This window comes from Paenibacillus prosopidis, from assembly GCF_003337375.1.
In the GTDB taxonomy this organism is placed as follows: domain Bacteria; phylum Bacillota; class Bacilli; order Paenibacillales; family Paenibacillaceae; genus Pristimantibacillus; species Pristimantibacillus prosopidis.
The window spans coordinates 1-11,349 of record NZ_QPJD01000020.1 but is presented as its reverse complement, the minus strand read 5'-3'; the positions used below and the strand labels follow the sequence as shown (position 1 = coordinate 11,349).

Below are 11,349 nucleotides of genomic sequence, written 5' to 3'. Positions count from 1 at the left end.
TAAAGCAATGAAGGGGAGATTTTCCTGGTTATTCGCAATTCAATGAATCATACAAACTTCCTGCTGGTCTTCTTCCCATCACAACTAAAAACAATTTTCTTATCCTCGACAATCGTCTCTAGATGGACATTTTTCCCCCAAAGCTGCACGACGTACGGCAATGTCCGCTCGACGTATTTTAGATCAAGCTCTGTGCCCTCGTATTCGTGAATCAAGTAGAGCTCGCCGACGCGGTTGAAGTCTCCATCCTTGACCATGAGGCACGGAAATCCGCCGTTTACTTTCGAATAGACTAGCTGCTCGCGAATATTTTCCCAAGACTTATCGGTAATTTTCCATTCGGGTCCTTTTTTCTCGAAAATGTAGAGATCCAAGTCGTCAACCAATTCTTTCGTTAAATAGTTGCGGAGGAATGAAGTGTCGGAGTCCAGCTCGCGAACTTCGAAAATTTTCTCTCTTCCTTTGCCTGGCACGCGGCCGAAGCGCGCTTGCTCTTCCTTCGTCGGGTTATCCCAGCGGCGCTCGATGTCCTCGAATATTTTCAGTCCCAAATAATATGGATTGAGACTGTGGCGGGATGGAACGACGACCGAAGAATTTAGCTTCGCAAATTCGATGGTTTCGTCGCTGGTTAGATCAAGCTCGCGAATAATGCGTTGATGCCAGTAGGAGGCCCAGCCTTCATTCATAATTTTTGTCTCAATTTGCGGCCAGAAATAGAGCATTTCATCGCGAAGCATCGTCAGGACATCACGTTGCCAGTCCTCTAATATTGGCGAATATTCTTCGATGAACCATACGACATCCTTTTCCGGACGAGGCGGGAAGCGTTTGGCATCAGCCGCATGAGCTTGAGCAGCAGCTGCAGCTGCAGCAGTCCGCTCATGATCTAAATCCCACAAATCATCATACTGGGAAGGACGTTCATGATTTGAGGATCGTTCGTTATCTTTTTGAACCATCTCAATGTACCGCTTCTTATCCAGCTGATATGGCTTAATGAGTGTCGGATCGACATGCTCTTGAATGGCAAGAATCGCATCAATGAATTTCTCGACGGCTTCGGTTCCGTGGTCCATTTCATACTGGTGTATTCGGTCTGCGGTAGCGGACATACTCTCAACCATGTTGCGGTTTGTTACGCTGAAGCGGGAATTGTTTTTGAAAAAATCGCAGTGCGCGAGCACGTGAGCTACGATAAGTTTATTTTGGATAAGGGAGTTGCCTTCAAGAAGAAAGGCATAACACGGATTGGAGTTTATGACGAGCTCGTAAATTTTGCTTAGGCCAAAATCGTATTGCATTTTCATTTTATTGAACGTTTTGCCGAAGCTCCAATGGCTGAAGCGTGTCGGCATGCCGTAGGCACCGAATGTATAAATGATATCGGCTGGACAAATTTCATATCGCATCTGATAGAAGTCGAGCCCAAAGCCTTGTGCAATTTCTGTTATTTCATCGATGGATCGCTCCAGCGCGCGAATCTCATCCTGATTCATCCGTCATCCCCCCGTATTGAAAATACGATTCATACCATATGTATGTTTGGCCTACCAAGGTTATGACAGTCAATAAACAATAAAGAACCCCTGATGGGCCGCTGTCTCGAAAATGGATTCGAGAAGGAGCTGGCTTTCTCAAAGGTTCTTTTCATTTTGTTTAATGCCATACATCGCATGATCCGCGTCGCTAATCAGCTCCTTCAGGCTGGAGCCTGCACCGTGAGTCGAGCTTATACCGATGCTTGCGGATATTTGAATCATGTGTCCATTGATGGAAAACGGTTCCTCTATGGAGTCCTTAATTTTGCCGGCAACGAACTGGATATCTTGATTATCGACCAAATATTGAAAGCAAATTAGAAATTCATCTCCGCCGTATCGAACCAGGATATCGGTTTTCCTGACACTTTGCTGCAGTCTTTCGGCGATTTCGAGCAGCAGAAGGTCGCCAAAATCATGACCGTAGGTATCGTTAACTTCCTTGAAGTCGTCGATGTCTATGAATATAACGCTAAATTGCTTGTCCGATCCGTTCTGATAGAGATGCGATAAAAAGCGCCGGTTGTATAATCCGGTCAGGCTATCAGTAACGCTCGCATTTTCAAGCTCAATGATATAACTGAGGAACGAAGCCATCGATTGGAGAAAAGAAAGCTGCAGCTCGTTCAGAATGATCGGATCGCGATCCATTGCACAAATCGTTCCGAATGATTGATTGTCCGGTGTTTTGACAGCTATGCCGACAAATGAACACGGTCCAAGCTGCTTCGTAATCGGTAAGTCAGATGTCCGCGCGTCTTCCAGCGTGTTAGGTATGAGGATTACGGAATCGGCTTGGTTATCAGTAAGGTTATAATAGCTTTGTAACAGTGGTAAATGCATATCATGTCTAACTAAATTCTCATAACGGTTAAACGCTCGAATAACTCGATTCGCGTAGCCGTCATTTGCTGCAATAAATAAAGTGTTTACTTGAAGGTAGTCCTTGATGATATCAATGATTAGTTCGGCCGCCTCTTCTAGTGAGCGTACTTGGCTGCTCATGTTCTCAACTCCTGCCGTAGTGTTGAATCAATGGAATTACCTTATAGTTCCATAGTAGTCGAAAAAGAGTGTTAACTCAAGGAACAAATAGGTTTAAATTAGGGAATTTGGACTACCTTTGCGAGTGGTTATAAAGTCTTATATCGGTATAAGATCTATCATTGAATAGAATTAATAAATTTATTAATTCAAGTCTCCTGAAATTAATACTTGCATTAATTTAAATCATATAGTTAAATAACATTGAGAGTCCTTATTAATGATTATCCTATTAATTAATTGATTTATTAATCTGAAGATGAGGTGGATGAACATGGCAGACAAAGCTTCGATGATCGTGGATAAAGATTTTCAAATTGGAGAAGTTGATAAACGAATATACGGATCTTTCATTGAGCATCTTGGACGTGCGGTATATGGCGGTATTTACGAAGCGGATCATCCGCAAGCGGATGAGCAGGGCTTCCGTTCGGACGTGCTTGAGCTTGTAAAGGGACTAGATGTTCCGATTGTCCGTTATCCGGGAGGTAATTTTGTATCCGGTTACAATTGGGAGGACGGAGTGGGTCCGGTTGACAAGCGTCCAAGAAGACTTGAGCTTGCCTGGAGAACGATTGAACCAAATTGGATCGGGTTGAATGAATTTGTAGATTGGTGCAAGAAGGCGAATACAGAAGCAATGATGGCGGTTAATTTAGGGACTCGCGGCATAGACGAAGCACGTAATCTTATCGAATATTCGAATCACCCGTCCGGCTCTTACTGGAGCGATCTCCGCATTCAGCATGGATACAAGAATCCGCATAATATTAAAACGTGGTGTCTTGGGAACGAAATGGATGGTCCTTGGCAAATTGGTCATAAAACAGCGGTAGAATATGGCCGATTGGCGAGCGAGACCGCAAAAGTAATGAGATGGACGGATCCTGCGATTGAGCTTGTTGCGTGCGGCAGTTCGGCAATTGGCATGCAGACGTTCCCGGAATGGGAGTCAACCGTTCTTGATTTGACATACAATGAAGTCGATTATATTTCGATTCACCAATATTACGGAAATCGAAGCAACGACCCTGCAAATTTCCTTGCGCAATCGATGAGCATGGATTCGTTTATAAACACGGTCATTTCTACTGCAGATTATGTACAAGCGAAGAAACGCGGCAAGAAGAAAATTAATCTTTCCTTCGATGAATGGAACGTTTGGTATCATTCGAATGAATCGGACAGAAAACTCGACCCGTGGCAAATCGCACCGCCTCAATTGGAGGATGTGTACAACCATGAGGATGCGCTCGTTGTTGGCTGCATGCTGATCAGTATGCTCAAGCGTGCGGATCGTGTGAAAATGGCATGTATCGCGCAGCTCGTTAACGTTATTGCGCCAATTATGACGGAGAATGGCGGAGCAGCATGGAAGCAAACGATCTATTATCCATACATGCATACTAGCTTATTCGGCCGTGGGACGGTGCTTGTGCCGCTCGTGAAGTCTCCAAAGTATGATTCTAAGGACTTTACCGACGTGCCTTATCTGGAAGCTGTTGCGGTTCACAACGAAGAGAAGGAAGAAGTGACCGTGTTTGCGGTAAACCGTAAGCTTGACGAAGCATTGCCTTTCGAAATCGACCTTCGCAGCTTTGGTTCTTGCCGAATTATTGAACACATTGTTTTGGAGAACGATGACCTGAGGGCGACCAATACTGTGGATGCTCAGGATCGTGTCAAGCCTCATTCGGGCGGAAATGCTGCTATTGATGGTAACGGAAAAATTGAAGCAACGCTTGGCAAGGCATCGTGGAACGTTATCCGCATTAAGTTGTAATTTATTTCTGAGCACCATAGTTGGAAGGGGTGTCCGGAAGCCGTATTTACGGCTTTTGGGATGCCCTTCTATTGTTATACAATAGGGAGAGGAGGAATGAAGGATGATACATGCGAATACAGACGAGTCGTGGCTGCCTCTATATGAAGCTTTAGCTAGTCCAGTACGGCTGTCAATAATAAATTTGCTTGCGAACAATTTAATGAATGTGAAAGAGCTGGCGGAGTCGCTTGGCTTAAGCAGTGCAATAGTAACGATGCATGTAAAGAAGCTGGAGAAAGCGGGAATCGTTCAGACGAAAATGGTGCGCAAGCATGGGGGCACGCATAAAATTTGCACGCTCGCCGAACGCTCGATATCAATCGAACTGCCGCATCCTACACTTGATGTGAAGAAAGTTCATGAGGTTAGCGTGCCAGTAGGACACTTTACGCAGTTTGAGGTTTTCCCGACATGCGGCATTGCGACGGTAGATAAAATGATTGGACAATTCGATGATCCGCGTTTTTTCCTGGAGCCTGAGCGGATGAATGCAAGTATTTTATGGTTCGGCAAAGGCTACGTCGAGTACAAGGTTCCGAATTATTTGCTGGCGGGGCAGCGTCCGGTCGCATTGGAAATAACGGTGGAACTAGGCTCTGAAGCGCCGGGAATAAATGAAAATTGGCCTTCCGACATCAACTTCACGCTTAATGGAATGGACATCGGTATGTGGACAAGCCCAGGCGATTATGGCGAGGTTCGCGGTCGCTATTCACCTCCTTGGTGGCAGGATCGCGTTAACCAGTACGGCTTGCTAAAGGTGATTCGTATACAAGAGGACGGAACGTTAATCGATGGGCAGCATATGTCATCTGTCGGAATCGGCGAGATCGGACTTGAACGAAACTATTGGACCTTCCGGATAGAAGTTAAGGAAGACGCTGTACATGTAGGCGGATTAACGTTGTACGGCAAAGGCTTCGGCAACTACAATCACGACATGATGTTCCGTGTTTTCTATGAAGACGCACGCAGCTCATAGGAGCTGCATGTCTAAGTAAGCGAGTAGGCGGTTTCCTTCAGTGCCGATAACTTCTGCTTGCTAAGCTTGGCCTCGATTCTCGCTCCCCATATATTGAAGTTCTTCAAAATAAATGCCATTTCCGACCCCAGCATATATAATGAGTATGACCGCAATCAGAAGCAACATCTGATCGCAGAAGCTTATAATACTCGGAGGATCAACGATGCTGACCATGTTTACTTTTTTGAAAAAGCACCGGTTTGCAGCCGGCATTGCGCTGCTGCTCATGCTTATGGAGCTTACGGTCGAGCTGCTTCAGCCCTTTATTATTTCTAAAATTATCGATGATGGTATCGGGCAGGATGATTTATCGGTTGTGCTTAATTGGGGCGGAATTCTCCTTGGCTGCTCCGCCATTGCATTTATTGTTGGTATATTCAGCTCCTTCTATGCTTCTCATGTGAGTCAAAGCTTCGGCTTTGACCTTCGGGAGAGGCTATATGACAAAGTGCAATCGTTCTCATTTGCTAATTTTAACCGCTTCCCGGAATCTTCCCTTATTACAAGACTAACAAACGACGTCATGCAGCTGCAAAATACGGTGTTTATGGGTCTCCGCATCATGCTCCGCGCTCCGCTGCTTGTTATCGGAAGCATCGTAATGGCTTTTATCGTACAACCGAAGCTGGCGCTATGGCTTGCGGCAGCTGTTCCCTTTCTGGGCATATTCCTGCTTTGGGTGCTCAAGAAGGGTGCTGCGCTTTTCCAGTCGGTACAACTTCAGCTTGATCAAGTTAATGGCGTTATGCAGCAAAATTTGATTGGGATGCGCATCGTCAGAGTGTTCGTGCGCATGAAGCATGAATCGGAACGTTTCTCGCAGTCAAGCGGGCAGCTGATGGATCGTACAGTCGCAGCGCTGCGACTGACGGAGATGACAATGCCTATCATTTTGCTTGTTATGAATGCGTCCGTAATGGCGGTACTGTGGTTCGGACGTGTTGAGCTTGATATTAATGGTGCCACTGTAGGTGAAGTAGTGGCCATCGTTAATTATGCGACCAGGACGACTGCGGCATTGTCCATCATGTCCATGATTGTTGTTAACTTTTCGCGTGCGCGCGCATCGGCGCAGCGAATAGAAGAGGTCCTGTTAACGGATATCGACTTAAAGGATTCGCAGAAAAGCGATGCGGCTGTAACGCTGCGAAACGGACACGTGGCTTTTGAACATGTTTCGTTTCTCTATCCGGATACGCAGCAAAGGGTTTTAAACGATATTTCGTTTGCAGCGAAGCCAGGTCAGAGAATTGCGATCATGGGGGCGACAGGGTCAGGCAAATCTTCGCTTATTCAGCTTATTCCCCGGCTGTATGACGTGCAGGATGGGACAATCCGAGTCGATGGAACGGACAATCGTCGAATGAAGCTGGACCTGCTTCGCAAGCAAATAGGATACGTTCCTCAAGAGGTCATGCTGTTTACAGGCACCGTGGAGCAAAATATTCGATGGGGTAAGGACGATGCTACTCTTGAAGAGATTATGGAAGCTGCAAAGCTGGCACAAATTCATGACACGATCTTGAGTCTGCCGGAGCAATACGATACGATCGTAGGCCAGAAGGGCGTTAATTTGTCAGGGGGGCAGAAGCAGCGGCTGACGATTGCCCGCGCGCTAGTAAGGAAGCCTGTTATTTTGCTGCTTGATGATAGTACGAGCGCTTTAGACGTTCGAACGGAAGAGGCATTGCTGCACGCGATAAAACAAATGAACTGCACAACCTTTCTCATCACGCAAAAAATTAGCTCAACCGTAAACGCAGATTCGATATTGCTGCTGGATGAAGGAGAATTGCTCGCTCAAGGTACCCATGAGCAGCTGATTCGCGAGTCGGTCTTATACCGAAAAATCTACGAATCGCAGTTCGGGAAGGAAGGTGTATCCCGTGCTTAATAAATGGAAGGAGCCTTTTCAGTATCCTCGGCCTGAACAAGCGGCACAATCGAATATAGAGGGACCAGACACTGGAGGGAAAGCCAAACGCAAGCCTAGACCAAAAAATACAGTCCGCACGCTAAAGCAAATGTGGAGTTATTTAACGGTCTATAAAGGTAGGCTTGCTGCGGTTATGATCATGGTGCTGCTTAGCTCGGCGTTTTCCTTGCTGGGCCCCTATTTAGCGGGGACGGCTATCGATCATTTTATCATGAACCGTGACAGCGGATTTATTACATTTTTAATCGGAATGGCAGTTGTCTATATCCTTCATTCGATTACCATGTGGCTGCAAAGCATTTGGATGATTACGATCTCGCAGCAAACCGTATACCGGATGCGTGTTCAATTGTTCGAGCATTTGCACCGACTGCCGATTCCTTATTTCAGCAAGCGTCAGCATGGTGAGCTGATGAGCCGGGTCACGAATGATATTGATAATGTAAGCTCTTCGTTGAACAGCTCGGTCATTCAAGTGTTTTCAAGCGTACTATTGCTCATTGGCACAGTTTCAGTGATGCTGTCGCTTAGTCCGATGCTAACGCTGCTCACCTTTCTCATTGTACCGCTTATGGTGCTGGGAATGAAATGGATCACGAAGCAAACCGGACGGTTGTTCAAGGAGCAGCAGCGTAATCTTGGTGATCTTAACGGATATATTGAAGAGACGCTATCCGGGCAGCGCATTGTGAAGGCGTTTTCCCAGGAGCAGACAGTAGTTGCAGCCTTCAAGCAGCGTAACGAACGTATACGCGTATCAGGCTTTTGGGCACAGACGATTTCCGGTTTCATCCCGAAGCTGATGAATGCGCTAAACAACCTGAGCTTTGCCATAATTGCCGGTATTGGGGCAATATTCGTTTTAAACGGTGCCATTACCGTTGGTGTTATCGTTATTTTCGCGGAATATTCGAGGCAGTTTACGAGACCGCTTAATGACTTGGCGAATCAATGGAATACGCTGCTTTCGGCAGTAGCCGGTGCGGAACGGGTATTTGACGTGCTTGGCGAAGATGAGGAGCGGAAGGATGAAGGAGCTGCTATCGAATTAGCCGAGGTGAAAGGTGCTGTTGCATTCGAAGAAGTAACGTTCGCTTATGAGGGGCGTACCGCTACTATTAGTGACGTCAGCTTCGTCATGAAACCAGGGGAAACAATAGCGCTTGTTGGCCCGACAGGGGCGGGCAAGACAACGCTTATTCAGCTGTTGTGCCGATTTTACGATGCAAGCGGCGGACGAATTACGATTGACGGCCGCGATAGCCGAACGATAAAACGCGAGAGCTTACGGTCGCACATGGCGTTTGTGCTGCAGGATCCGTTTCTGTTCGAAGGAACGATTCGCGAAAATATACGTTACGGCAAACTTGATGCTACGGATGTTGAAGTAGAGCAAGCCGCTAAGCTGGCGAATGCCCATTCCTTCATCGTAAAGCTGCGTGACGGCTACGATGCCGTTCTCAAGCCGGATGGCAGCGGGATAAGTCAAGGGCAGAAGCAGCTGCTGGCTATTGCTCGGGCTATTTTGGCCAATCCTTCCATATTAGTGCTTGACGAGGCGACTAGCAGTATTGATACCGTTACCGAAATCAAAATTCAAGAAGCGCTGCAGAGGTTGATGCAAGGACGCACAAGCTTCGTTATCGCACACCGGCTTAATACGATTCAGCAGGCGGATCAGATCGTTGTGCTGGAGAATGGCACTATTATCGAGAAAGGCTCGCATATCCAGCTATTAGAGAGGAAAGGATTTTACAGTACGCTCGTTAGCAGACAGCTGGAGGCATAGTTTTGATGCAACTATTATTGCAAAGCAGGAGTATATGTATGTAAAACGAAGGGGGTTGGAAGCATGGCTATTGTGGAGTGCACAAGCTGTGGGCGAAACAATGAAGTTGATGCGGACAGGCTGCTGCTGGCGGTTTGCTCATCATGCGGGACAAAGCTTATAGAAGAGGCAGTCCCCTATGAGATTTCTGCAAACGAGCTTAAGGATTCATTGGATAGTAATAATCAAAATAACTTGCCGCAGGAAGTCGATATCAATAAATGGATTGTGAAAATCGGCGATCACGAGGAGCAAACCAAGTATGTAGAGGAAGGTTTTTGGGCAAAGGTTAAGCGCTACGCTGCGAAAGTTCCATTCGCGAAGGAGGTCGTAACGCTCTACTATTGTTCACTCGATCCGAAAACACCTCTATCAGCAAAGGTTACGGCAGTCGGAGCATTAGCCTATTGGATTATGCCGCTTGACCTGCTTCCTGATTTTTTGCCGGTTGCAGGGTTTGTTGATGATGCGACAGCCGTATTAATTGCATACAAGGCTATTAGCGGACAAATCACAGATGAGCATCGTGCGAAAGCGGAGAAGTTTTTTGTGCTCAGTAAAAATATTAAGCTAATCGATCCAGAGCTATAGCAATCGTAATAACAAGAGGGCTGCCCTTTAGATATTGACTCTAATGGGAAGCCCTTCTTAATTAAAATAAGCTCCAATCGAATTCATTGGATAATGTCTCAAGAAGCGCAACGCCCGCGATGCTATTTCCTTTTCGATTTAAAGCAGGTCCGACAATGCCGATCCCATATCGACCGGGAACCATCGTTAGTATTCCCCCTGACACGCCGCTTTTGGCAGGCAGCCCGACTTGGATCGCGAATTCGCCGGACGCATTATACATGCCGCAAGTTATCATGAATGTTTTCGCGATTTGAACGTAGCGACGCGGAATAAGCGTTTCTCCGGTTTCTGGACTTTTGCCGTTTAGGGCAAGCACTAACGCCATCTGTGCCAGATCAGCACACGTAACGCTAATGGAGCAATGGCGGAAATAAATGTCGAGCACATCCTCTACTTGGCCATCCAGGACACCGTTATCTTTTAAAAAATAAGCCATAGACCGGTTAAGATTAGCCGTTTCGGATTCTGACCGATATACATCCATGTCATAGGCAAGTGAACGATTATTAGAAAGAACACGCAAAAAGTTAAGAACGCGTTCAGATTTTTCAATTGGACTATTTCCGGCAATTAAGGAAGAGATCGCGATAGCCCCGGCATTTATAAGCGGATTAAATGGTATGCCCGGCTGTACAAGCTCCAGCTTAAGCATGGAATTGAAATTGTCACCGGTCGGCTCCATACCTACTTTGTCAAAAACTACATCCTCGCCGTTGTCCATAAGCGCTAAGATAAGGGTAAATACTTTAGATATACTCTGCATCGTAAAAAGAAGATCAGAATCACCGGCACTCATGGAATGTCCTTGAGCATCGATAAGATGAATTCCCAGAGCTTCGATTGGAGCCTTTGATAACTCGGGTATATATGAAGCAACTTTTCCGTTAATGCAATATTGCCGGCTCGATTCCACCCATTGAGGCAGAAGTGAGGGGATACGATCTATTTCATCTAATGACATATCTTACATCCTCTCCGAACGGATTCATCATTTATTTGAGCAGTATTAATATGATTAGTTTATATCATTATTAAGGCTGATTAAAAGACTGCATATACGTTTATTTATATAAACAGCAGCTGATTCGAAAAGAAGATAAAAGCACGGAACAGGTATTTAAAAAGATCTTAAAACTTTTTTTGAATAAATGCTTGACCAATTGGGCAGGTGCATGGTATATTCTAATTCCGGCCGAGAGAAACACGCGGACGGCGAGCGAAACAAACGAAAGAAAAGATTGTTCTTTGAAAACTGAACAACGAGTAAAACTGCCCCGCAAATCCTAACGGATGAGCGGAAAAAGCGATAAAAAGTATTGAGCAATCAAACACCAATTTGGAGAGTTTGATCCTGGCTCAGGACGAACGCTGGCGGCGTGCCTAATACATGCAAGTCGAGCGGATCTTATCCTTCGGGATAAGGTTAGCGGCGGACGGGTGAGTAACACGTAGGTAACCTGCCCGTAAGACTGGGATAACATTCGGAAACGAATGCTAATACCGGATACACAGCTTGGT

The 11,349-nt window shown here is 46.0% G+C and carries 8 protein-coding genes and 1 rRNA gene; 6 read left to right on the top strand and 3 right to left on the bottom strand.

From position 1 onward, the window contains the following. Positions 1–47: 47 nt before the first annotated feature. Together DFP97_RS25320 and DFP97_RS25315 are read right to left on the bottom strand one after the other, a co-directional pair. Complete coding sequence (locus tag DFP97_RS25320; protein WP_114383462.1) at positions 48–1,499, bottom strand: SpoVR family protein; 1,452 nt, start codon at positions 1,497–1,499, stop codon at positions 48–50. Between the two features lie 138 nt (positions 1,500–1,637). Next, entirely contained in the window at positions 1,638–2,546 is a 909-nt protein-coding gene (locus DFP97_RS25315; protein ID WP_114383461.1) for a GGDEF domain-containing protein, read from the bottom strand. Between the two features lie 313 nt (positions 2,547–2,859). On the opposite strand from DFP97_RS25315, the gene arfA reads away from it, so the two are divergent. From arfA to DFP97_RS25290, 5 genes are all read left to right on the top strand, one after another. Next, the gene (gene arfA / locus DFP97_RS25310; protein WP_114383460.1) at positions 2,860–4,368 is read left to right on the top strand and encodes an arabinosylfuranosidase ArfA; all 1,509 of its coding nucleotides are present in this window, start codon (positions 2,860–2,862) and stop codon (positions 4,366–4,368) included. A 103-nt stretch (positions 4,369–4,471) separates the two neighbouring features. Further along, on the top strand, positions 4,472–5,392 hold the full coding sequence (locus DFP97_RS25305; protein ID WP_114383459.1) for an ArsR/SmtB family transcription factor: 921 nt from the start codon (positions 4,472–4,474) through the stop codon (positions 5,390–5,392). Positions 5,393–5,597: 205 nt separating this feature from the next. Next, the gene (locus tag DFP97_RS25300) at positions 5,598–7,328 is read left to right on the top strand and encodes an ABC transporter ATP-binding protein (RefSeq protein ID WP_114383458.1); all 1,731 of its coding nucleotides are present in this window, start codon (positions 5,598–5,600) and stop codon (positions 7,326–7,328) included. Next, complete coding sequence (locus DFP97_RS25295; RefSeq protein ID WP_114383457.1) at positions 7,321–9,159, top strand: ABC transporter ATP-binding protein; 1,839 nt, start codon at positions 7,321–7,323, stop codon at positions 9,157–9,159. Before DFP97_RS25300 ends, DFP97_RS25295 begins: the two co-directional genes overlap by 8 nt. A 63-nt stretch (positions 9,160–9,222) precedes the next feature. Further along, complete coding sequence (locus DFP97_RS25290; RefSeq protein WP_114383456.1) at positions 9,223–9,789, top strand: YkvA family protein; 567 nt, start codon at positions 9,223–9,225, stop codon at positions 9,787–9,789. Between the two features lie 61 nt (positions 9,790–9,850). Here the strand turns inward: DFP97_RS25290 and glsA are convergent, their stop codons facing one another. Beyond that, complete coding sequence (glsA, locus tag DFP97_RS25285; protein WP_114383455.1) at positions 9,851–10,792, bottom strand: glutaminase A; 942 nt, start codon at positions 10,790–10,792, stop codon at positions 9,851–9,853. 372 nt (positions 10,793–11,164) lie between these two features. On the opposite strand from glsA, the gene DFP97_RS25280 reads away from it, so the two are divergent. Further along, a 16S ribosomal RNA gene (locus DFP97_RS25280) occupies positions 11,165–11,349 on the top strand; the annotation flags it as partial.

What these genes read in the sequence shown, in the direction of transcription:
- DFP97_RS25320 (WP_114383462.1), bottom strand. Translation starts at nt 1,499, where the DNA reads ATGAATCAGGATGAGATTCGCGCGCTGGAGCGATCCATCGATGAAATA.
- DFP97_RS25315 (WP_114383461.1), bottom strand. Translation starts at nt 2,546, where the DNA reads ATGAGCAGCCAAGTACGCTCACTAGAAGAGGCGGCCGAACTAATCATT.
- arfA (WP_114383460.1), top strand. Translation starts at nt 2,860, where the DNA reads ATGGCAGACAAAGCTTCGATGATCGTGGATAAAGATTTTCAAATTGGA.
- DFP97_RS25305 (WP_114383459.1), top strand. Translation starts at nt 4,472, where the DNA reads ATGATACATGCGAATACAGACGAGTCGTGGCTGCCTCTATATGAAGCT.
- DFP97_RS25300 (WP_114383458.1), top strand. Translation starts at nt 5,598, where the DNA reads ATGCTGACCATGTTTACTTTTTTGAAAAAGCACCGGTTTGCAGCCGGC.
- DFP97_RS25290 (WP_114383456.1), top strand. Translation starts at nt 9,223, where the DNA reads ATGGCTATTGTGGAGTGCACAAGCTGTGGGCGAAACAATGAAGTTGAT.
- glsA (WP_114383455.1), bottom strand. Translation starts at nt 10,792, where the DNA reads ATGTCATTAGATGAAATAGATCGTATCCCCTCACTTCTGCCTCAATGG.